At 54.2% G+C, this 22,796-nt stretch carries 23 protein-coding genes; 3 read left to right on the forward strand and 20 right to left on the reverse strand.

Annotation, left to right across the window (positions count from 1 at the left end; genetic code table 11):
* Window position 1: 1 nt before the first annotated feature.
* From V7775_RS13880 to urtA, 19 genes are all read right to left on the reverse strand, one after another.
* Complete coding sequence (locus V7775_RS13880) at window positions 2-184, reverse strand: hypothetical protein (protein WP_335752502.1); 183 nt, start codon at window positions 182-184, stop codon at window positions 2-4.
* The gene (locus V7775_RS13885; protein ID WP_335752503.1) at window positions 184-615 is read right to left on the reverse strand and encodes a phage baseplate assembly protein V; all 432 of its coding nucleotides are present in this window, start codon (window positions 613-615) and stop codon (window positions 184-186) included. The genes V7775_RS13880 and V7775_RS13885 overlap by 1 nt, the downstream gene beginning before the upstream one ends.
* Window positions 605-1,159 carry a hypothetical protein gene (locus tag V7775_RS13890; RefSeq protein WP_335752504.1) on the reverse strand — a complete coding sequence of 185 codons (555 nt, stop codon included), beginning with the start codon at window positions 1,157-1,159 and terminating at the stop codon, window positions 605-607. Before V7775_RS13890 ends, V7775_RS13885 begins: the two co-directional genes overlap by 11 nt.
* The gene (locus V7775_RS13895) at window positions 1,156-1,608 is read right to left on the reverse strand and encodes a phage virion morphogenesis protein (protein ID WP_335752505.1); all 453 of its coding nucleotides are present in this window, start codon (window positions 1,606-1,608) and stop codon (window positions 1,156-1,158) included. The genes V7775_RS13890 and V7775_RS13895 overlap by 4 nt, the downstream gene beginning before the upstream one ends.
* Window positions 1,608-2,042, reverse strand: coding sequence for a gp436 family protein (locus tag V7775_RS13900; RefSeq protein ID WP_335752506.1), 435 nt, complete (start codon window positions 2,040-2,042; stop codon window positions 1,608-1,610). The genes V7775_RS13895 and V7775_RS13900 overlap by 1 nt, the downstream gene beginning before the upstream one ends.
* Before the next feature lie 54 nt (window positions 2,043-2,096).
* On the reverse strand, window positions 2,097-2,309 hold the full coding sequence (locus V7775_RS13905; RefSeq protein ID WP_335752507.1) for a hypothetical protein: 213 nt from the start codon (window positions 2,307-2,309) through the stop codon (window positions 2,097-2,099).
* A gap of 149 nt (window positions 2,310-2,458) precedes the next feature.
* Window positions 2,459-2,866 carry a hypothetical protein gene (locus V7775_RS13910; protein ID WP_335752508.1) on the reverse strand — a complete coding sequence of 136 codons (408 nt, stop codon included), beginning with the start codon at window positions 2,864-2,866 and terminating at the stop codon, window positions 2,459-2,461.
* A gap of 11 nt (window positions 2,867-2,877) precedes the next feature.
* Window positions 2,878-3,792 carry a Mu-like prophage major head subunit gpT family protein gene (locus V7775_RS13915; protein WP_335752509.1) on the reverse strand — a complete coding sequence of 305 codons (915 nt, stop codon included), beginning with the start codon at window positions 3,790-3,792 and terminating at the stop codon, window positions 2,878-2,880.
* Window positions 3,793-4,770 carry a phage protease gene (locus tag V7775_RS13920; protein ID WP_335752510.1) on the reverse strand — a complete coding sequence of 326 codons (978 nt, stop codon included), beginning with the start codon at window positions 4,768-4,770 and terminating at the stop codon, window positions 3,793-3,795. It abuts the gene before it with no gap.
* A gap of 329 nt (window positions 4,771-5,099) precedes the next feature.
* Window positions 5,100-6,308 carry a phage head morphogenesis protein gene (locus V7775_RS13925; RefSeq protein WP_335752511.1) on the reverse strand — a complete coding sequence of 403 codons (1,209 nt, stop codon included), beginning with the start codon at window positions 6,306-6,308 and terminating at the stop codon, window positions 5,100-5,102.
* Window positions 6,301-7,845 (reverse strand): DUF935 domain-containing protein, encoded by a 1,545-nt coding sequence (locus V7775_RS13930; RefSeq protein ID WP_335752512.1) that lies wholly within the window; start codon window positions 7,843-7,845, stop codon window positions 6,301-6,303. Before V7775_RS13930 ends, V7775_RS13925 begins: the two co-directional genes overlap by 8 nt.
* Window positions 7,842-9,161 (reverse strand): hypothetical protein, encoded by a 1,320-nt coding sequence (locus V7775_RS13935; protein ID WP_335752513.1) that lies wholly within the window; start codon window positions 9,159-9,161, stop codon window positions 7,842-7,844. The genes V7775_RS13930 and V7775_RS13935 overlap by 4 nt, the downstream gene beginning before the upstream one ends.
* 18 nt (window positions 9,162-9,179) lie before the next feature.
* Entirely contained in the window at window positions 9,180-9,395 is a 216-nt protein-coding gene (locus tag V7775_RS13940) for a hypothetical protein (protein ID WP_335752514.1), read from the reverse strand.
* On the reverse strand, window positions 9,392-9,811 hold the full coding sequence (locus V7775_RS13945) for a phage protein Gp27 family protein (protein ID WP_335752515.1): 420 nt from the start codon (window positions 9,809-9,811) through the stop codon (window positions 9,392-9,394). The genes V7775_RS13940 and V7775_RS13945 overlap by 4 nt, the downstream gene beginning before the upstream one ends.
* 20 nt (window positions 9,812-9,831) lie before the next feature.
* Window positions 9,832-10,527: an urea ABC transporter ATP-binding subunit UrtE gene (gene urtE, locus V7775_RS13950; RefSeq protein ID WP_335752516.1), complete on the reverse strand. Its 696-nt coding sequence runs from the start codon at window positions 10,525-10,527 to the stop codon at window positions 9,832-9,834.
* Window positions 10,528-10,530: 3 nt separating this feature from the next.
* Window positions 10,531-11,271, reverse strand: coding sequence for an urea ABC transporter ATP-binding protein UrtD (urtD, locus tag V7775_RS13955; RefSeq protein ID WP_335752517.1), 741 nt, complete (start codon window positions 11,269-11,271; stop codon window positions 10,531-10,533).
* Window positions 11,268-12,440 carry an urea ABC transporter permease subunit UrtC gene (gene urtC / locus V7775_RS13960; protein WP_335752518.1) on the reverse strand — a complete coding sequence of 391 codons (1,173 nt, stop codon included), beginning with the start codon at window positions 12,438-12,440 and terminating at the stop codon, window positions 11,268-11,270. Before urtC ends, urtD begins: the two co-directional genes overlap by 4 nt.
* 2 nt (window positions 12,441-12,442) lie before the next feature.
* On the reverse strand, window positions 12,443-14,368 hold the full coding sequence (urtB, locus tag V7775_RS13965) for an urea ABC transporter permease subunit UrtB (protein WP_335752519.1): 1,926 nt from the start codon (window positions 14,366-14,368) through the stop codon (window positions 12,443-12,445).
* 75 nt (window positions 14,369-14,443) lie between these two features.
* Window positions 14,444-15,727 (reverse strand): urea ABC transporter substrate-binding protein, encoded by a 1,284-nt coding sequence (gene urtA / locus V7775_RS13970; RefSeq protein ID WP_443070122.1) that lies wholly within the window; start codon window positions 15,725-15,727, stop codon window positions 14,444-14,446.
* A gap of 988 nt (window positions 15,728-16,715) precedes the next feature.
* On the opposite strand from urtA, the gene V7775_RS13975 reads away from it, so the two are divergent.
* The 3 genes from V7775_RS13975 (at window position 16,716) to V7775_RS13985 (ending at window position 20,679) form a co-directional block, all read left to right on the forward strand.
* On the forward strand, window positions 16,716-17,978 hold the full coding sequence (locus V7775_RS13975; protein WP_335752521.1) for an adenylate/guanylate cyclase domain-containing protein: 1,263 nt from the start codon (window positions 16,716-16,718) through the stop codon (window positions 17,976-17,978).
* A gap of 471 nt (window positions 17,979-18,449) precedes the next feature.
* Window positions 18,450-20,294, forward strand: a complete 1,845-nt coding sequence (locus tag V7775_RS13980) for a sensor histidine kinase (RefSeq protein ID WP_335752522.1) — start codon at window positions 18,450-18,452, stop codon at window positions 20,292-20,294.
* Window position 20,295: 1 nt separating this feature from the next.
* Window positions 20,296-20,679, forward strand: coding sequence for a response regulator (locus tag V7775_RS13985; RefSeq protein ID WP_335752523.1), 384 nt, complete (start codon window positions 20,296-20,298; stop codon window positions 20,677-20,679).
* A gap of 354 nt (window positions 20,680-21,033) precedes the next feature.
* On the opposite strand, the gene V7775_RS13990 is transcribed toward V7775_RS13985, so the two are convergent.
* Window positions 21,034-22,506 carry a hypothetical protein gene (locus V7775_RS13990; RefSeq protein WP_335752524.1) on the reverse strand — a complete coding sequence of 491 codons (1,473 nt, stop codon included), beginning with the start codon at window positions 22,504-22,506 and terminating at the stop codon, window positions 21,034-21,036.
* Window positions 22,507-22,796 lie beyond the last annotated feature (290 nt).

Here is a 22,796-nt window from a genome sequence, read left to right on the forward strand (position 1 = left end):
ATCATTTGTCGCCCGCACCCTTCTTGGGTTTCGGGGCATCGCTTGGCGCGTCAATCACCTGCTCGGTTGGCTCCAGCGTAACGTTTTCATATTTCGCCTGCCCAGCGGTCAATTCGAACGTCTCGCCCTTTGTGCGGCGAACGCCTGCAATCCGTCCTGTGAAGTTTGCCTTATACGTGTTCATTAGTTTGGTTTCCCTGTGCTGCTGTTGCCGGACACCACGTCCGAATGTGTGTGTTTCACGAGGCTCACGCCGGATGCGATCACGTCTCCGGTGACCTCAATGTCGCCCTGCACGATCATCTTGCCGCCGCCCAAATTGATCATCGGCACCCCGCCGTCCGAGCTGGGGGCGTTGCCCGCATAGATGCCAAAAGTGATAATGCCTTGGGCGATGTCACCGCTCTCGCACAGCACAACAACCTGCTCGCCTTCGGTCGGCATCCACCAGAATTGAAGTCCCCCCGCTCGCAACTGCGCCACGTCCAAAGGCGGACTAATCAAACCGCCAAAATCGACAACAGCTTGGGCGCTATCCGCATCCACGCTGACAATTCTGCCAACCCGAACGGCATTGGCGGCACGGCGCGCGGCCTCTGCAGCTTCAAACGACATCAGGAATCTCCCCAATGCGTTTGTAGTCGTCGATATGCGCTGCTCCGATTTCTGGCGCATGCCCCAGATACAGCTCAACGCCCATGGCTTCGGGTTCCGGTATCGTTGCAAAGGTGCAAGGCTGGGTCCACGTCACAGCCCAAAGGCTTGCGGACGTTTTGAGAAGGCCAGCCGTCACGATGGATTGCGCGCGCACATTGCGCGCCTCTCCACATGCTGGCTCACCCCACCGCTTGTCTGGGACATAGGCGCACAGCGCCGCTGCTATGTTTGCGCCAGCCTCATCACGAGACAGGCCCAGTTGATCCTTGGTCACAATGAATGCAGCCATGCTCAGATCAAAGAAGTGCACCGGGCCAGCAGCGGGCGTTGTTTGCTTCAGCTCAAGAATGGAAACCAATATCGCAGGCGTGTTGATGCTTTCTTTCTGAAGGCGCTCAAGATTGAAGCGGCCCGCAATGCCTTTGCACTCGCGGATTTTGGGCATCAAGGGTTTGAGCCTGTCAGCAATCGCTTGCGGAAGGGTGTGAAGGAGCTGGCTCATTGCGCAAGCCCCGCCAAATCACCCATGATCAAATCGCGGACATCGCGGCGGTCATCAGGTGAGACACCAAGATAGGGACGCGCCAGAATTTCGGGTTTGCCAGCGCCTGCGCCACCGAATTGGTGGATCGCGGCATAAACCATGTTGCTGCCGACCTCGGCAGTTCCGCCGCTTGAATAGTTCTGGATACTCTCCAAAAGCCCCGGATTGCCGCTGTCGATCAAAAGCGAATGATGCGCGCTGCGCGTTGCCGCGTAGCCCTCTGACCAGTCCGCCCAAGGCTCCCCTTCAGGACTGGATTGGCCAGTCGCCAAACGCTCTTTTGTCGAACTTTCGAGAAGCGCGCCGACGTTATAGGCCAGCGCATCAATCGCCACATCAGACAGCCCGTTTAAGAACCGACTGACCTCCGCGTCATCGAAGCTAAAATCTAGGGAGACACCAGACATCACAGGCCTCGCATTTTTGCGCGGCTGAACAGACGCTCAGGTCCACCAGTGACAATCGGACTCGGACCACCATCGCTTGGCGCATCATCATCGCCCTCGACAATCGGGATCAGCAGCCGCTTTTTACCGGATGCGATATGCTCCAAACCTTTGAGCGCATCCTCATAGCGTTGGCGCAGCTCGTCGGTCATCGTCGCGGCAGAGCCAGCAAGGCGGTAGAGCGCAATATCTACGCAGTATTGTGTCAGAATTGCATGATCAGTGGTCAGCGGCAGATCATACCGCACGTGCAAAGACGTATCGATCTCACTGGATGCCGATACCAACGCCCGCGTGATCGCGTCGCTATCCGGCACGCCGTCCCCATCACGATCAGCCACAACAAGCGCGTCCAACGTGTAGAGTGTAACAATGTCATCTTGCGTGGCGTACATGGTGTCCTCACGACGGGAGTTTACGTGCTGGGCTGCGCCTTTGGGGCTGCAGTCCTATTTTGCGATCTTGTTGACGACGCTCACCAGACTGGGCATGTCGAGCTCATCGACTGTCTGCTCGTAGATTTTGCGCTCAAAATCTGCGGTGGTTTCAATTTCAGGGGTGTAGCCATAGCCACTTGGCGTTTCCCCTGCGCCCAATTCCCATTTCGCACCTATGGTTCGAACCTCTTGCCCAATTTCTTCAATCGTAATTTTAAAGGCCATTAGATGGTGTCCTCACTGCGGGCGGGCGGATTGTCCTGCCTCGGGGTTTTAGGGATTGGGTGTCCGCACCTGATGCTGCCACTTCAGGTGCGGACTCGCTGATCACCGTCGATTAACTTTGGAGGAAGAAACGGTGACCGGGCGATCTGTTATGAACTGGCCTTTGAAGGGGCTTTAAATCCCCCTTCAATCAGCTTGTTCATGGCCGCATCGCGAACCTCCGGTGTGACCAGTTTGGGGTCAGCGTCCACGGCTTCACGCAGCTTGCCCATGTCGGGCAGGCCTTTGGATGTGAAGTCCTCATCAGCCAACTGCGGGATCGCGGCGAGAACCGCATCAATGACATCCGCTTCCATTGGTGCAGCCGTTGAGGTTTGAGCCGCTGCAATCTCTTCAGGCGTTGCCTCACGCACGTGAAGGTTTGGCTCAAGCTGGAGAGCCTTGGCTTGCGCCTCGGTAACGTCGGCCCCGTCAACGACAGTGCCTGCCTTGGTCCACTTGCGACCAGCGCGGACGAACTCACCTGATTTAGTGGTGGCTTGGATAAACAGTTTCATGCCCATTTCCCTCACGCCGCCCAATCGTCAACGACGATCTCGACCTTGTTGTAATGCTTGTTGTCGCCGCCATTTGGCAGGGAGCGCACCGCAAAGATGTCCTCGGCTGCAGACTGGTTGTCCGCATTGACGACAATCATGTTAGGCACGATCCCCAGCGGGCGACCTCCATCTGCGGAGAACTTGCGCATCGCTTTGCGCGCCGCCTCAAAGTTGGCCGTGTTCAGCGGTTGCTTGGAACAAAGCGCCATTTGCCAAAACCCGAAGCCCGCTTCGCAACGGTAGCGAATGCCCCATTTGTAGATGTCGGAATCAAAGACAGCATCCGAGCTTTTCGGGTCCATCTTCATTTCCATCTCGGGCTTTGTGCGTTCTTGGAAGATGAACGGCTTGAGGATTTTGCGCGTGTCCAACAGATACCAAGCAGGCTCAACACCGTCGATGTAGTTGGCGGCAGTTGAAAGAGTACCCGTGCCGTCCTCATTGGCATAAACCGGGTGATCCGTGTCAAAGTAGTTCTGCCCGTCATAACAAAGCGACGATGTGCCGCTTGCCATCAGGTCTGTGATCAGACGGTCCGGGTGCTGCGCAGCCGTCTGGCCCATGCTTGCGGCGATGGGGGAGTAGTGGCCAAACTGATCATCTTCAATCGCTGTGCGTTGGACCCCGAGTGTGCTCTCAAACAAGCGGTTTGTGATCTCGTAGCCTTGCGCCTTCATGTCTTTGACAACACGCTCACCAATCCATTCGCGCAACTGCGGGAAGTCCTGCAGCCAGCCGTAGGTGTTGGATGATGTGCTCGACGGCACCAGCGTGGCGACCTTCTTCCAGAACGGATCAGCCGTCATCTGAGCGTAGGCGTCTTTAAACGATTTCTGGATTGATGTGTTCAGCGCCAGTAAAAGCGCAGGGGTGATGATAGCCATCTACGAGGCCTCCTGTTCAGCTTTGGCTGTGGCGAAATCGGCTTCGCTCATGCCCATTTGTTTCGCGACCGCGATTTCATCCGCGTTCAGCGCACTGGCGGTCTTGGTTGCTTTGTTTGGGTCTTTCTCGTCCAGCTCGGACTTGCCCCCAACGATGACAGGCATCTGCGCAACCGTTGCTGTGAACGCCTCGGCACCCACCGCTTTGGCCATGGCGAGGAATTGATCCTTGGCCGCTGGCGCGATCTTACCCGCAGTAACCGCAGCATCGACGACATCGCCCACCGCTTTATCCGCGCGCGCTGTCTCGGCAGCTTCGTTTTCGGTGATTTTGGCGTTGGCCGCTTCAAGCTGGGCTTTGGCAACCCACAGCATCGGATCAGGCGCTTTGGTGCTGGCGGTATGCACCTCGGCATTCAAATCCTTGATCTTGGCCACTGCATCCGCAGCGGTTGCACTTGAGGCAAGCCCCAAGGCCTCTAGGACAGCTTTGTCCATAACTTCGTTCTCCTGTGTATCGCCCACTCGTGCGAGTTCGGGCATTTTAAAACCGGGGGTGTTGGTCAGGCCGACCGAGATTAAATGGCTGATCTCGCCGCTGACCTTGTCCACGCCGTAGCCAATGGACAAAAATTTGTAGGCTTTGGATGCAACCCAAGCATCGCCTTGCACGGTCCATTCAACACGCCCCCAAAGCGCACCTGTCCGCACTTCGATCTCGCGCACCCAACCGTAAGCCGGGGCATCAAGTCCTTGGGTAGCGCGCACATGCGTTGCATGCTCGACATCAACAGGCAGCGGGTGGCCGTATTGGGCAAACGCCGCCACAACCTGATCGGGATGGGACAGACGATGCTTGCGGCCATCGTTGGCTGGCAACTCTGGACCCGCTGGTGTGAGCTGCACCCACTCCGGCGCTTTTGCACCGTCAGAGGCGATCTCGACTTGAGCCGTGTGAAATTGGGATGCGTTGTTCATGAGGCTGAACATGCCTGATCACGCAAACCCGCGCGCCGTGGCACGCATTCCAATGCAAGATCAATTCAGGGGGGAAAAGGTAGGGGTCAAAAAACGGCCCATACAGCGCCTTCCCTATCGCTAGGCTACATCGGGCCGGATTAATCCGGCAAGGGTATTCGAATGGTATTCAAATTTAGCCTCAGAGCTATTCACGTCACTTGTCGCGCCGCACAGATGTCACCGCGCTTGATTTTTGGCTGATTTTATCTCATATTGGCATTGCACCCGAGTAATTCTCGGTCAGCCAGTTCATGTAACTGCGAAGGGGTCCCGTCCTTCCGGGTGTATCATTCTCTCAACACTGTTGTTGTGGCACGCCGAATTGTGCTCTTCCATTTGCGCGCCTCTGTTCTGTGGACCGTGCGCAGCCAGATCTCGTTTTGGTCAGGCAGCACTTTCAGAACAAAGCGCCACGGCTTCTCCGACTGTCCAAAGATGATCACGCTCTCAACACCGTCAACCAACTCGCGCGCAATTTTGCCGTTCTGCAATGCATCAGCCAATACCAAGAGCTGATCAGCAGAAACATCCCTACCCTTCGCATCGAACTTATCCCCGTAACTGCTCGTCATCTGTACAACCCGCGTCTGCGCCCCAATCAGCGCCACGATCTCATCAGGCAAAACAGCAACGGGAACCGCCCCAGATGCACGACCTTGCATAACCTTGCCCGCGCGCCAGCTCGTCGCCACATCACGCGCAACAACCCGCGCCGCCTCTTCAGGCAACGCATCGAGCTTGCCATTCAGCAGGCGTTCCATCGCGCGCAACCGAAGCGCACCCGGATTACGCTCCCACCCCGGATCAATGCCCACGGGGATTTGTTTCACCTCACCTGTGCGGCTGTTCTCCCATTCGCGGGTGCGCTGTTCTGGCCGCTCACTGATCCCCAGCTCTTGCGCCATCCGCTTGGTGATCTGTTTGATCCAGCATTTGCAGCCCCAGCCGTTGGGCGGATACCACGTTTCCCAAAACGGATCGTCCACAGGCAGCACCAAAAACTCTTTGTTGGCGTGGTGTGGGCGGTGGTTCTCGCTCGGCCCCAATCGGTACTGCAGATAAGGCATGGCCGTCTTGGTGCGCTGGATGCGGTCCCACTGCCCCGCCGCCCGCGCTGATCGCAGATTTGCGTCATAGATCGTGCGCAGCCGTCGCGGCGTTCCCAGTGTTACGTTCTTTACCTTGTCAGGATCCGTTGGGTGTTTGGCCTCAACCTTGCCCCACCATCCCCGTTTTTCCAACTTGGGCTGCAGCCGCTCTTTAAACGCCTCAAAAGGCAGACCCTCATCAAGCGCCGCCTGCACCTCTTCGCGGATGTCGCGCAGCACATCCATGCTGGTGGCTTTAGCAACCGAGAACGCCACCGCGTGTTCTTCAGGCTCAACATCCAACCAGCTAAACGCCGGTTTCCAGCCCTTGTTTTGCAGGAATTTGCTCGCCTCAGGCGGTGGACCAGGAGCGAAGCTATATCCTGGTCTATCCGCCTGCTCACCCATCCTCGACATCCCCTGCAACACGGGCAACAAAAGACGCTGCAACAAGCTGGTCGATCAGCTTGGAGGACGGGAACGCATCAATCGCATCAAGCGCCGCAATCGCGGCCTCATAGCTGTCAGCGCCTTCAATCGCCTTCTTATACGGATCAAGCAGCTCATCCGCCACAGGTTCCCAATCGCTCAGCATATCGCGGCGGATTTCATCAACGGTGTCGCTGTCATCACCCACACCGGACTTCGCCAGATGGATGTTTTTCGCGGTCTTCAGTTCCGGCACCGCGACGGCCCCGCCGAATACCTCGTCGTCTTTGTCAGGATCACCCATGCGCACTATCGCCCGAGCTTCCGTGGCTTTGAAGGTCACGCCAGCTTTTGACAACGCCACAACCGCATCCACCTTGATTTTGATGTCCTCAGGCTCTTCCACCGTGATCAGGATTTTAGGGAACCCCTTCACCGGACCAAAGTTGAAAAGCACCGCAGGCACCACCAAATCGCGGTTTAGCGTTCCCGTGATACCGCGCGCATCCGCTCCAGCCACATCATGGCGGACCTCATTGTGCACATTGGCCTGCGCATTGCTGGAGCCGTTATCTGTGGTCATCGTCTGGCCCAGCACCGCCTTGCTGATCTGCTCATCCACATAGCGCGCAAGGTTCTCAAAGATCGGCTGGCTCCCGCCACCGGAGGTGTTTTGCACAAACTCGATGTCCATATGCTTGGGCAATACCGCCGCCGCATCGGTGCCGATGTTGGCAACAGCCCGGAACAGCGCCGACACATCTTTTACCGTGGCAGCTTGATCGTACCGACCCAACCGCAGTGGCAGGCCATAGGTTTCGACAAAGGCCATCCAGTCTTTGACCGTGTATGCTTTGCACATCCAGCTAAACGCCACGACGCGCGCCATACCACCTCGAAACGGCTGGCCTGTCTTGAGCTTGGCTTTGTGAACAATGAATCGGAATGACTGCAGCTCAACGCCGTCAACCAGATCGGCCTCATCCCGCAATCTGATCTTACGCCCTGTCTCTTTGTCGAATTGAAAGAACCGCTGTGAACGGTCCTTAAAGCTGCGCGGCAACCAAGCATCGGCATCGGTTGCCCAGTCAGTCTCCACCACAGAAAAGCCCTTGCCGACCGCATCCATCATATCTTCAATCAGATCAGCAAAGCCATCATGCGTACAGATGTTCTCCTCAACCCAATTGGCAATCTCGACATCAAGTGGATCTTCGGAGAACGGTTTGACCGTGGGCGCTATACCAGAAATCGCCCGTTTGCGCTGGCCCAGCACCGAGGCATAGTGCGGATCTCGTTCTTCCATTTCCTCGGCAAGCGTCATGAAGGCGTCAATGTTGCCGTTGTCACAATCGCGCAAAATACCCGCAAGCCCCTGCGGGGTCAGACCACTGGCCACACTTTCCGCCCAAGACTGGCGCACACCCGTCATGCCCCCCGTCGCCTGCTCTTCCAGAACGTCTTTGGGATTTACAACGCGGCCCCAAGCATCCCGCACCACATCTAAAAACTTCACCACAGCCCCTCTCTTGCACCAAAGCCAGCCGTCGATTGGACCGACTGCCCGTCATCATCTGCGCGCCCGCCACGCGGCACCCGCTCATAGGTCAATTCTTGGTATTCAGTTTTGAGTGCTGCCAGCAGCAACATCAGCGCCACAAAGGCATCGCCGTGACGGCCCTTGTTGCGCGCATCGGGGATGGTCGGAATCCCCCGCACTAGTTTGACGACCCGCATGTCGTCGCGGACATCAACGTCATTGACCAAGCTGATCGTTTGATCTTCAAAGTGCTTTTTAACGCGCGGGCCGTTCTCAAGATAATAGGTCTGCGACAGCTTCACCGCTTCAATGCGGTCATAGCCAAATTTCTCCTGACACCGTTCCGCAAGCCCTAAACCGTTGCCCGTCGCGTCAAACTTGGCCCCCAGAAAGCGCGCCATGCCAGCTACAACAAAGCTGATCACTTGGAATTGCTGCTCAATCGGCATGTTTTTAAGCTCGATCATCAACGGCACAACCACAGACAGATCGCGCTGTTCCTGCCCAATCGCCAGAATGGTCAGGTCAATACTACGGCCAAAGTCTTCACCAAGCGCAGTCAAGCGATCATCATCGAGGCGGGCCAAATGCGGCGCGACCTCTTCATCCAAGAACTTCTCAACGAAGGCCGTCCGCTCATGTGCTGGCCGCAGCTCAAACCCATCAGGGCAGATCAGACGCGCCACGTGATGTTCATCCGACATGCAAGCTTCAACTGACGCTGCCGAGATATAAGCGCCACTGCCTTTCTTGGGAACACAGTGCAGTTCTTCCTCGGCATCTTCGCCGTAGAAATCCATGATGTCCTTGACCCAAGCGGCCTTTGCTTTGGCATCCGGCTCTTGGCCCGTCACCAGAGCGATCCGCTCGTACAGCCCATCCGCAACCGCATCGTCAAACGTGACCCGGATCACTTTGCCTTTGCGCTTCTCGGAGCGGATATCCGCAATCAACCGCGCAAACGGGTTATCAACGCCGTCATGCGTACTGATCACCAGCACCTTGCCGCCCCACATCAACAGCGCCATCGCCGCCTTCAGCATTTCGTCCAACTCGTCGTGGAATGCGGCCTCGTCAAAGATCACATAGCCCTGACGGCCTCGCAGGCTGCGCGGTTTGCTGGTCAGGGCCACGATATCAAAGCCGCTGGCAAATTTGATCTTGAAGGCGTTGATAAACTTATCCGCGCCTTCATCTGTTTGGTCTTTGAACAGGAATTCCTCAACGGCCCCCGCCGCTGGCATAAAAGCCTTGGCCCACATGGCGCAAACATCAATGAATTCTTGCGCCATATCGAGATTAAACCCGATTTAGAGCACATCCATGCCCCCCGCCGCCTTCTCAGCACCCGCCGTCAACACAGCATCCGAGCCGATGCCCCACGTCATACCGATGCGGCGCGATTTCTCGCAAACAACAAACTGATGCGCTGCCGTCGTCTGCAACAACTGCGCCTGGTACGTCAGCAAAACAGCCGGAAGGCTGGGCGCGTCGCCAAACTCTTCAGGAAGGGCGTGTTTACTCACGTTGGCACCTGCAAGATGCCAGCTTTGATCTTCTCAATGGTTTCCCGCGTTAGACCGTATGACTTGCCGTTCTTCGCCAAGTCATCAGCCACCTCGGCCTTTGCAGCCGCAGTTGCGCGCTCTTCGATCCGCTTTTCTTTGTCGGCAGACATTTTCTCACGCATGCCAGAACTGCTCATCACGTCCTTCATCAGCTTACCAATGAAGTGCAGCTCCTTCGGATCGATCTTATCCGCGTCCTTTTCCATTTGGGATTTCATGACTTTGAAGGCCAGCGCCGTGATCATGTTAAAGAGAACATTGTGCCGTTTGGCTTCGTCCTCAAGGCCGTTTTCCTGCATCCACTGCGCGGCCCATGTATTGGCTTCAGCCTCAATTTTGGCAAATGCCGCGTATTCTTGGCCGAAGTTAACCACATTCGTTTCAACCTCCGTGTTTAAGCCATCACGGCGTCGAACAGGGTCTGGCGTTTCAAATCATTCGCGTGCTGGTGAAACGAGACTTCGCCGCGCTTCATGACGGTGAACGCGTCGCCCAGATCAAACGCAAAATCGAAGAACTGCTCGACCAGCACAATCGCCATATCTCCCTGTTCGCACAGCAGGCGGATGACGTTGCCGATCTGTTGGATAATGTTGGGTTGAATGCCCTCGGTCGGCTCATCCAGCAAAAGAACCTTGGGCCGCGTAATCAGTGCACGAGCAATGGCCAGCTGTTGCTGCTGCCCGCCTGATAGGTCCCCGCCACGGCGACCTGCCATCTCTTTTAGGACAGGAAAAAGATCATAGATGTGATCGGGGACGGCATGATCCGCTTTATCCAAGCAGGCAAAACCTGTTTCAAGATTTTCAACAACGGTCATCATGGGGAACACTTCGCGCCCTTGTGGGACATAGGCAATGCCCGCTTTGGCCGCGTCAAAGGGGCTAAGGTGTGACAGAGGCATTCCGTCGAGCACAATCATACCGTCCGCATAGGGGTGACGTCCTGCAATGGCCTTGAGTAGGCTGGTTTTTCCGACGCCATTGGTGCCCATCACCGCCGTCACCTCGCCCTTTTTTGCAGTCAACGAAACATCATTCAATATCTGACTCTGCCCGTATTTCAACGTTAGGTTTTGAATGTTCAACATGGATTAGCGCCCTAGATAAACGTCAATGACGTCTTGGTTTTTCGTAACATGATCAATCGATCCTTCGGCCAGAACCGATCCTTGGTGCAGCACCGTGACCTTGCAATTGAGGCGCCGAATGAAGTCCATGTCGTGTTCAACGACAACAACCGCGCGAGTCTTTGCGGCCCGCACCAGAATGTCCGTGGTTTGCTCGCGTTCAACGGCAGACATGCCTGCGGCTGGTTCATCGACCAGCAACAACCGCGGATCTTGCGCCAATAGCATCCCGATCTCGAGCCATTGTTTTTGACCGTGACTGAGCGCCCCGGACAGCTGGTCCAAAGCATCGGTCAGACCGATCTCATCACTGATCGCACGCACGCGTTCTTCGGTATCAGCGGCCACGCGATTGAAGAGCAAATCAAACGGACGGCGCGGGTTCTTCAACGCCATTGTAATGTTCTCGCGCACGGTTTGCGCTTCGAACACAGTGGGTTTTTGAAACTTGCGCCCGATGCCCGCTTGGGCGATTTGGCTTTCGGACATCCCCAGCAGGGACACTGACTTTTCACCCCAAATGACATAGCCTTCATCGGGTTTGGTCTTGCCGGTGACGATGTCCATAAACGTGGTTTTACCTGCTCCGTTCGGGCCAATGATGGCGCGTAACTCTGGCTCTGCGATCTGGATTGACAGGTTGTTGATCGCCTTGAACCCATCAAAGCTAACGCTAACGCCTGAGACTTCTAGAAGCGTGTTCATGACCGCTCTCCTTTGCGAGGCAGTAGATCGAACAAGCCGCCGATCCCTTTGGGGAAGAACAATGTCACAGCGACGAAAGTCAGACCGAGCAGCACCAACCACCAGTCGGTCCATTTAATGACGTAGATGCCCAGATTGATGTCGGGCGCACTACCGCCTGTGAACCAAGATGACATCAGCGATACGACAGCCGCGCCGATCACCGCGCCATACAGACGCCCACGCCCACCAATCGCGACCCAAACCGCCAGATAGATCGACGCTATGGGTGCTATCTCGGCAGGGTTGATGATGCCTGCTTGTGGATAATAAAGCGCCCCTGCGACGCCCGCGACCATCGCCGTGACAGTGAAGATAAACAACTTGTAGCTTTCGACGTGATAGCCCAAAAACCGCACGCGGGCTTCGTTGTCGCGAATGGCACGGATCACCGACCCGAACTTACCGGATGTCATCCATGCGAACAAAAGATAACCTGCGCCAAGGGCTGCGGCAGATGCCCAGAAGAACCAAAGTGACAAAGTGGCTTGTGACACGGCCTCAAGCCCTGGGATATTTTGCAGACCGGACAACCCGTTGTTGCCGCGCAACCCGGTATCGTTCTGGAAGAAATAAAGCGACAACGCGAGGGTCATCGCTTGGGTCAGGATCGACAAGTAGACACCTGCGACACGGCTGCGAAAGGCCAGCCAGCCAAAGACCAGCGCCAGCAGTCCGGGCACCAGTACCACGGCCAAAAGTTGCAACGTCAGTGAATGGGAAAAGGCCCAGATCATGGGAAAATCGGCGCTACCCACGACACCAAATATTTGGCTGCCGATGGCGTCTGTGATTTCGTTTGGTGTCGGCGGCAGGATGTTGTTTTCCAGCGACGATACCACGATGTCTTTGGTGCGATCATACATCAACCACATGCCAATGGCGTAGCCGCCGATCCCGAAAAACGCGAAATGCCCTAGGCTAAGTATACCGCAATAGCCCCAGACCACGTCCATCGCGATGGCGACAAGGCACAGGCATAACGTCTTGCCGAGTGTCTTGAGGAACGAGGTTGAGATCAGCGCCGTACCTGCCGCTTCGCTCATGATTGAAACGAGAACGGTGAAGACAGCCAGCCCCAAGAGGAACCACAGCACAGACGGGTTTTTGGCGATGAACGTGCGTTCCATAATCAATCTCCCGCCGCGCGGCCCTTGAGGGCGACGATGCCCTTTGGCCTAAATTGGATGAACAAGATGACGAACAAGATCATATAGGTTTGTGCAGCCAGCGTGTTGGACGGGTTCAGCCACTCAATGCCTTTTTGACCAAAGCCGATCATTGCAGCGCCTGCCAGCGTTCCCCAGACATTGCCAACGCCACCGACAACCACGGTCATGAAACTTTGCACGATGTAGTCTGATCCCATCTCAGACGTCACCTTGGCATACAGCCCGATGGCGACCCCTGCGATCCCCGCGATGCCAGACCCAAGCCCGAAGGTCATCATATTGATGCGGTCCGGATTGATCCCCATCGACGATGCCATGCCGGGGTTCTGGGTGACTGCGCGGACCTCTAGGCCCAGCCGCGTGCGTTTGAGGATGTAGATGATTAGCCCGAGGAACATCAGCGCCAACACGAAGATCGCGATGCGGATAAAGCTGATCTGGATCACATCATTGAAGACCCACGCGCCTGCCAGCCAATCGGGCGATGTCAGCGGGCGGGCTTGGGTGCCAAAAATGTTTTTGGCCAATTGCTGCAATGCTATTGAGATGCCGAATGTCGCGAGCAAGGTTTCCAATGGGCGGTGGTATAATCGGCGGATCACCAACCGCTCCATTACGACACCTGCCGCGAAGGTGATGGCAAACGCCAGCGGCAAGGCAATGACCAGCGAAACCGTGTAGTTGGGCACAAACAGTTGCACGACGTAGCCCGTGTAGGCGCCCATCATAATGAATTCGCCGTGCGCCATGTTGATCACGCCCATTACGCCAAAGGTGATCGCGAGGCCAATCGCTGCGAGGAAAAAGATCGACGCCAACGACAAGGCATCCAGCGTCAGATCAACGACCTGCGCGGCTGCTACGCGGCTATCGACGGACCTTAGCGCGGTCTGTGCCGCTGTCGTGATGTCCACGTTTGGTTCTTGGTAGAGCGTGTAAAACACATGATCATTCAGGGCCGCATCGCGCACGGTTTGCGTGATCAAGAAAGGCACTGAGCCGTCAGCCACCAAACCCGCATAAGCCGCTTCGCGTCGCTCTGGATCGTTCATCTGTGCCAAAGGAAAGCCCGCAATGCGTCCATCAATGATGTTCGCTTCAAGGGCTTTTCTGATGTCGCTAGGCGTTTGCTTAGACGGGGCTAGATCTGCTGCGACCAATTGCGCATATGACGCGTCGGGCGCGGCCATCGGATCAAGGATCGCGGAGATATTGCTATCTGGTTGTTGGGTTGAAACGCCGCTGGTCGAGGTCAGGATTTGGTTCAATACAGCGCGGGCCTCAACGGATGTATCCGTGGAAAGGCTGTTGATTGCAGCGATGCGCACGTTTGTGTCCTGGGCAAAGCGTGCCGATAGGAAGTTGGCAAGTTGGACTTTTCGTGCCTTCAAGGCGGGGTCCACTTCGGGGTCAATCGACGCCAAAAGCGGGGCCAGTTGCGCGGCTTCGGGACGACGGGCGATTGAGGCCACAGCTATTTCGCGGCGCCTCAAATCAGGGTCGGTCAGCTGAAACTGTACCAATGTCGTCCCGATCAGTCTGCGCACGCCACCGTTCGGTTTCAATTGTTTAAACTCGGACTTCGGCGCGGTGGACGAGGCCTGTGTATCAACGTCGATCAAGGAAAGAGTGTCGTCGGTTTCCGTACCAATAAAGAACACACCGTCAGTGCGCTGCCAGACGTTTTTCTCGGACCATTGCTCCAGAAACGCGGTGACTTGCGGCAAACCTGACGCGGCAATCGCATCGAGCGTTTCGCTTACCGAACCGCGCGAAGGCTTTGCGATTTCGGCGGCGTGGGTTTGCAAAACGGGCTGGAGGGTTTGGGCAAAAGCAGCGGGTGTGCTGCAGATCATAAAGATCAAAGCAATAAGTGCGGAACGCATCAGCAGACTTTCAATATTAGAGCGACAGGCGCGCAGCGGGCCTTTAGGGAGTAACCGCGCGCCTGCCGCAAGGGCTTAGTAGTTAGAGGTCAACTGAACGCAGGTTTTGGTCTCAACATTATACATGCCACAGCCGAGGTCCTTCCAATCAGACTTCAGCACTGCAGAGGCAGGCAGGAAATCAGTCCACGCATCGCCCGGAACTTCTGTCGTTTGGCTAATGATATCGAACTGGCCGTCTGCTTGGATTTCGCCGATCAGAACCGGCTTGGCCAAATGGTGGTTTGGTAACATCACAGCCGTGCCGCCCGTAAGGTTCGGGAACTCTTGACCATACATGGCGCTGCGCACTGCATCGACGTCTGTTGTGCCTGCCGCAGTCGCCGCATTCACCCACATGTTGAAGCCGATGTAGTGGGCCTCCATCGGGTCGTTGGTTACACGTTCGTCACCAGCAAAGGCTTTCCATGCAGCGATGAATTCATCGTTGGCCCCTGATTCCGCAGACTGGAAGTAGTTCCACGCCGCCAAGTGGCCCACCAAGTTGGACGTGTCCAAGCCGGACAACTCTTCTTCACCGACCGAGAACGCAACAACAGGGATGTCATCCGCCGAAATACCCGCAGCGGCAAGCTCTTTGTAGAAGCCGATGTTCGCATCGCCGTTGATCGTAGAGATCACCCCAACCTGCTTGCCGTCTTCGCCAAGGGCAACAACGTCTGCGACGATGGTGGCCCAGTCAGACTGACCAAAAGGCGTGTAGTTTACAAAGATGTCTTCGGCCGCGATCCCCTTATCCATCAGATAGGATTCAAGGATGTTATTGGTCGTACGCGGATACACGTAATCGGTGCCAAGCAATGCAAATTTCTCAACGCCGAGTTCTTCAAGGAAGTAGTCGGTCGCAGGGATCGCTTGCTGGTTCGGTGCGGCCCCCGTGTAGAAAACGTTTTTCGAGGACTCTTCGCCCTCGTACTGCACAGGATAGAACAGCAAGCCGTTTAACTCTTCAATCACAGGCAGCACAGACTTGCGTGACACAGATGTCCAGTTGCCAAATATCACATCGACCTCATTGACGGTCAAAAGCTCGCGGGCTTTTTCCGCGAACAGCGGCCAATCGGATGCAGGGTCAACAACGACTGCCTCCAATTGGCAACCCAATAGGCCGCCAGCCGCATTCTGCTGGTCGATCAGCATCAGCATCGCGTCTTTCAGCGTGGTTTCGGAAATCGCCATAGAGCCGGACAAAGAGTGCAAAACACCGACTTTGATCGGAGCAGCACATTCAGCAAAAGCAGCAGAGCCTGCGACGCACAGGACGCTGGCGGATAATGAGGAAAGCAGGGTGGAACGAATTGTCAAAGGATAGACCCCCTAAGGTTTCGCCACGTATCCGGTGCGTCAGCTAGTCAAGGCCCAGCCGGAATGCTATGCGGGTTACGCAGCTTCATGTTGCAGCCATGCGGGGGTCGTTATCTGCCAGGATTGCACCCTCGCGTGGCATTGAATTACCTGATTTCAGGCTTCGCTACATTTAATCGGTGGCCGTAGGAACGAAAGCCATCCACACACATTAGATGTTGAATTCGTGAAATGTGCTGAAATTAGCGCCGATCAAGTGATGACTGCCTAAAATTTCGGCATGTTGAGCGATCCACTGTTTGAAAAGACATTGCGAAATACGACACGAGCAAGGGTTTGCCTCCTTTCGAGCGCCGCCACTACAAAATGATTTTCGTCGCGATGGACTATTTGCCCATTCGGCGCACTAACGAATTACCTAGCTAGACATTGCTGTAGGTCGCATGGGCGACCGGTTTTTTTCGCCGCAAGGCAGCGCTGATGATCATGCACTTGCGGCAATTATTGGTACCACGTGCGCGCGCAGCAGGAAAACCAAATTCACACAATGGACTCAAACCGGACTTGCGGCAGTGCAGAACCCGAAAATCGGTGGTTCTCCACGGTTAAGGTCAGCTAAGCGGACTTTCCTGCTATCCTACCTGCGCAAAGCTGCCGTTGGTGCAAATGGCGTCTAACGGCTGCTCCCAGCCCAAAGCAGACATAGTCGTTTAACACATTGGGTGGATTCCTGACCTTCGCTGCGGGCGTGAAATGGCACCTCAAATATGTCAAAGCTACCGTTCGAGCAGTCTTGAAACTGAGTGTTGCTCTGCAACGCCGCATAGCGGCTTGGCCTCCTTTCAAGCCATGACGAGACGCACATGGGGTACACGCATTTCGTGCCGCAAAATGCATGTACGGTTGTTGTGTGCTTGTAGAAACAGCAGTTTAGCGTACCGTAAGCGCCTGCCCCACTTCCGGGGCCTATTGCGAGGAGAGCGTGTTGGAAAAATGGATACCAATACAGTTCGAACCTGATACTGAACGCCTCTACGCAAAACACATATTGGAGCGGTTTATTCCGTTGATGAGGATGGCCTGTGTCGCAGCTATCCTTGCATTTATTGGTTTTCAAACATGGGACTTGATGCTTGATCCGGAAGCGCTGGGGAAAACCGGTCCAATCCGGTTAGGTGTAGTCTTACATTTCGCAATTGTCATGGCACTGACATATCTACCTGCGGTACGCGCCGAACCTAAACGGTTATTGTTGCTGAACCTTTATTCATATTGCGTCTATGCCGTTCTTTTTACAGCCATATTGTCGCAATTGCCTGGCGGTTTCACTGCGGGTATCACCGGACAAACAACTGGCCTGATTTTTATCACAGTGCTTACGAGCGGCGTCCGTCAAGCGTTGGGTGTTATGGTACCCTTTCTGATCCTTGGCCTTCTAACGATTGCGTTGTTAGGTGGCACCACTTTTGAAGTGATTAATGCATTGTACTGGACCGGGGCCGGTGTGGGGTTTGCTACTGCGTTTGCTTATTTGCTTGATATTATTAACCGACGGGCCTTTTATCTGGAGCGCCAGCTTGATGCGGAAAAACAGCGTTCAGAAGCCCTTTTGCTCAACATTCTTCCGGCTGAAATAGCGACAAGGCTCAAGGCGAAGGAGGAACCACTGGCGGACACGCACGAGAGCGTTTCTGTCCTGTTCGCTGATCTTGCTGGGTTTACTGACATCTCCCGGAAAATGTCTGCAGTTGAATTGGTGAACCTTCTGAACGACCTATTTTCGCGCTTCGACTTGCTTGCCGAAAAGCACGGCGCGGAGAAGATCAAAACCATCGGCGATGCCTATATGGTCGCCACAGGCCTGAAAGGCAGCGTCGCTGATCATGCAGAGAATATTGCTGATTTGGCACTTGGAATGCAAAGAGCCTTCGGTGAGTTTCGCAGAGACAACAACATTGACTTGAAACTGAGGATTGGCGTGCATTCTGGTGCGGTCATTGCTGGCGTAATAGGCAAACAGAAATTCTCATACGACTTGTGGGGGAACACTGTGAACGTCGCCAGCCGGATGGAATCAGAAGGGATTGTGGATCAAATCCAGATTTCCTCAGAGACCTGGCAGCTGTTAACTGACCGTTTCCAATCAACCCCGCGCGGGGAAATCCAAATCAAGGGGCACAGGCCCAGAGCGACCTACATACTTGAAGGCAAGGACCTAAAGATCAAACCTAACTCGACACGCTGAAGGCACTGTTCTCCTTTGGTGTTTAAGTTGCAACTTTAGACTCAGGCGCTAGATCCCGCTTTTCAAAGGTCCGTCTAGCGATCCTCTGTTACTGCTCAATGCTGCGCTATCGACCAACGTCCGCTCTGGGTAAGCTGCCCACAGCAGTTGACAGCGAAGTCAAGGTTCGCTTTGGGTCATTCGCACGGCTTTGCAAAGTACACTACTGCGCAAAGCTGCCATTGATCAGATTGGCGTCTAACGGCAGCTCCCAGCCCAAAGCAGACATATTAGTACGACACTATGGACGTACTTCACTGGGCGGTGCGCCGAATTACGCTATCCAAAAGTATAGATCCGCTACACCGATGCTTGCCTAACATTGCTGTAGCCTTGGCACTACAAGTGTTGGAATTGCCGGGGTTTCCCCGTGCCATCGCGTTTTCGTTGCGTTTGGACGTTTCGACTAAAACCAAAAATGAGATTCAAGTAATGGCCGTTTGTTCACATAAATCGCAAGATACGATCAGCAGAATTGCTCCTCAACAACATTGGTTTGTATTTCATGTTGGTATCCGCTGGGTCATTTTTGCGAGCTTACTCGTCGCATCCGTGGCCCCTGTTTTTGGGCTTTACAAGTGGATGGAGAAAAGCGCGATCCAAAAGGAAATCCGCTATGTGGACGAGAACCATCTTATCATAGCGCAGAACCTATCCGCAGCAATGGAGAGATATACAAGCGATGTAGCCTCGGTCGTTGAATTGGTAAGTGACAACCTTTTTCAAACCGGAAATCTGGATTTCGCTCAATTGCTCAGTGATTTCGATCTGTCCGCGGTTGCGTTGGTTGATCCTGTCGGTAACGTCGTGAAAGAATATGCTGGGACGCGATCAGCAACGGTGCGAGACATGTCAGCCCATCAAATCTCGGAACTCCGTACACTTGCAGCGACCGATCCGGGCCAGCCAATATTTTCTGGAGCGCAAGCCTTTCAAGGCACGCCGCATCTGTTTGTTGCACGGACACTTCCTGGGGAGTTGATCGCCATCGCTGTCCTTGAGCCCCGTTATTTGATCGAACTTCAAAAATCGATCAAGTTCGGCGAACGTGGGCACTCAATGATAGTTGACCAATATGGGCGAGTAATAGCCCATCCCAATTCTGAATGGCAGGCAACATCAAAAGACGCGAGTGGTCTTTCAGTTGTTCAGCTAATGATGGCTGGCAAAACGGGTGTAGCGACCTTCTTCTCCCCCCCGATGCAAGCCGATATGATTTCAGGCTATACGCATGTTGCGAGGACAGGCTGGGGGGTCATGGTGCCGCAACCCATGAGTGAGTTGGTCGCACGAGCCAAAGCCACTGAGGCTAACGCACTGATGATCATCGCAATAGAAAGTCTGTTGTTGGTAATCTTGAGTTATTGGCTATCCAGCTTGATTGCAAAACCTATTCATAACGTGGTTGCAACAGCTGAAGCTGTATCCGCTGGCGACTTAGGGGCCCGGGTTCCCATTAGAAATAATGCAGCTGCAATCTCAGAGGCGTATTTGCTTGGAACCAGTTTTAACAAACTGATTTCAGATCTGGAAACTGAGCGCAATCGGCTGACGGGCGCGTTGGATGCAGCCTATGAAGGCACCCGCGCAAAGTCTCAATTTCTTGCTGTGATGTCGCACGAGCTTCGGACACCCATGCACGGTCTCATGGGCGTCCTCGAATTACTTGATGAGGAAAGGCTGGAGGACGACCAGCGAAAACTGATCAAAGTCGGGAGGCTTGCAGCCAATAATATGACTGAATTACTCAATGGTGTACTGAGCTATGCAAAGTTGGAATCCCATACTGAATGCGGCGACATCGCCCCCTTCAATCCCGCTACGTTGGCTCAAGGCGCGCTCGATTTGTTCCAACCGCTCGCTTCGAAAAAGGGGCTGTCCATGACCATGAGCGTGCCAGATCAAATGCTGAACGGGTATCCGCAACCAATAAGCCAAATCCTTCTCAATCTGGTTGGAAATGCTCTAAAATTTACAGATACAGGTTCAATCCATATCTCATCGGAGCTTCGCGGTAGCGGCACTGATCAAATGGTTCTCCTGCTGTCAGTAACGGATAGCGGGATCGGGATTGACGAAAACCAACAGTCGAGAATATTCGAAGAGTTTGTTCAAATAGACTCAGAAATCGCTCGCAAACATCAAGGTACAGGTCTTGGTCTTGCGATTGCCTCAGGGTTTGCGAAGCTGATGAGCGGTGAGATCACTGTATCCAGCGCACCGGGTCAAGGTGCCACTTTTCAGCTTGCCGTTCCTGTCACGGATGCGGGGCACTGATATGCAAGATAGAAAGGTCGGCTTGAACAAATTATTGGTCGCAGAAGACAACCCTATAAACATGGTTATCGTCACTCATATGCTAACGTCTCTCGGATATACATTTGACGCCGTGGAAAACGGATTTGACTGCCTCAGACTCTTTCGTGAGAACGAGTATAGTCTAGTGTTGACCGATATCTCGATGCCTGAGATCGATGGTATCGAAGTTGCTACCGAGATCCGTAACGGATCTGGTGAAAGGCGCGACATCCCAATAATTGCTCTGACTGCCAACGCCGATTTGCTGGGAACCGAGTTGTTTAAAGCTGCGAGAATAAACGAGGTACTGGCTAAGCCCTTCAGCAAAGCCGAATTAAGAGACTGTATCGAAAAATGGCTTTAGGAAGAGTCACATTTTGCTATCATTTGTCAAAAAGTGCCGCATCGCTATCTAATTCGAGTATCGGCACCCAACCCTTTGCGGACATTCCGACAGACACAAATGAAAGGTAACTGTGGGCTGTCAGCGTAACTTTGCAAAGTACACTACTCTGCACAAAGCTGCCATTGACGCAAATGGCGTCTAACAGCAGCTCCCAGCCCAAAGCGAATCCACGGTCTTCGATGCTAATTCGCGACAGCCGACCTTCGCTGCGCAGGTCGCGAACTAACACAACGCGGGACTTTGCAGCCTTTCGCGGCGGTTGAACCGATGACCGCTTTCAAACCGCCCGTCGAAAACGGATGAGTTTTGAAGCTAGCACTCAGCGCTCAATAGTTTCAACCGCCCCTCTTTTTCGGAAAACAGAATAGATCTTCCGTCAGCTGTTGTGCCGTATACTCGTATTGGTGACTGTGATTGCATTATAAGATCGGCCTCACCGATTGGATCAAGTAAGTAAATGCCGGTCTTCCAACCAAAGAAACCGATGCTTTGTCCGTCACACCCTAAGTCGAATACCTTATCATTCAACCCAAATCCGACTTCTTCCTGCGGGGCCAAAACCTCGATGAGCGTGTCATCTTGGCTTAGAAGGTACAGACCGTTTCTCGCTACAACATAGAGCGCTTTATTGGTTACAAAAAAGTGAGGGAGCTTCCCTACTGTGTCCAACCACTCGACAGGTAGCACGGTTACTGCACCATATGAGTAATAAGCAAAGCCGTCCTCATGTAAAAAATAGAGCCTGTCTGTCCCGGGCATGTTAGCGAAGCGGTACTGATAACTGATCGAGTTTTCGTCATATAATAGGATGAGTGGACGCAGGTTTGGAAGCGCTTTTGGCAAGTTTGAGTTCGGTGGAATACGGACGAATTTGGGCGTGCGCGCCTCAACCTCCTCGCTATCTTCGGCGAGTATTAAATTTCGATGCCAACTGCCAAGCCATCCCACGATTTCACCGGAATCACCAATCTGATACCACTGGCCACCCAACGAACGCAGTTTTTCGTTTGGATAACCGTCTGATACTTTGTACTGCGCGAGCGCATTTCCGTTTTTCGAGATGACCTTCAAAAGGGAGTCGTCGGGGCTAAGAAAATCCTGAGACCCACGCTGATAGAAACCCCAACTGGGTGCCCACGAACGTGGTTTATCTTCTTTCACCAACTGCCAACTAGGGTCGCCCAACCGATAGAACCAGATGTCGGCAGCCGAGGCGGTAAAGTACCCGTCAAGTGCCTCAGAATACCATGGCAAGAACTCTCCGTTCTGAGTGTATCCTTTTTCTGGAATTGGTGACGGTAAAAAAGTTTCTCCGTCGAGTACTAAGAGCTTCCCATCCTTAGACCTTTTGGCAAAAACCACTCCCGATCCCTCAACATGATCGTTCCAATACAGCCCGGCCGCCTCGGGTATTGGCTCAAAAGCGTCCCTTCCTATCGGTTTGATGAAGCGAAGATGGTTGCCCGACGGGCCTCCGATCACGGCTCCGCCTGGCAGTTCGATGGTTTCGTAAAGCAAGTTCGTTTTGGGGAATGGAAAAGTCCATTCTTCCAAACGGGCATCTTTAAGGAACCAACTCTTCTGTATCCCTCTTATCGATATCAAAGGGACGTCTAAGCCCTCGAAAACATAGTAGTTTCGAACCGAAATCCGCTCCCAAGCCTGACCGGGGATGTTCAATTCGGGAAGTGCACTCACTTCGACATCTCGTATTGATATGTCAGCATGAGCTGCAGGGGCCATGGCGAACATCGAAGACACGACAATTCTCCAGAACTTACTCATGCAATCACTCATTTTTTCGTAGCTTTTGTTCACCGGGCAAAGCGTTACTTCATGATGGTGACTTACTCAAGGGTCGCCAATAAACCCCTCATTCTTGATTGCCAATCGAAAATCGGACCTTCATGCAAGGCGCAGCATCCGTCACAATGGGCTCGTTCCTGCCATTCGCTGCAATCCCGACTAACTTCCGCTTTGGGCTGGGAGCTGCCATTAGAAGCGTTTCACACGAACGGCGGCTTTGGGCCTATTCTGTTGAAAAACTCTTGTTGATTTGAGGCTTAGTTACTGAT

It is taken from the genome of Sulfitobacter sp., assembly GCF_036960155.1.
Taxonomy (GTDB): domain Bacteria; phylum Pseudomonadota; class Alphaproteobacteria; order Rhodobacterales; family Rhodobacteraceae; genus Sulfitobacter.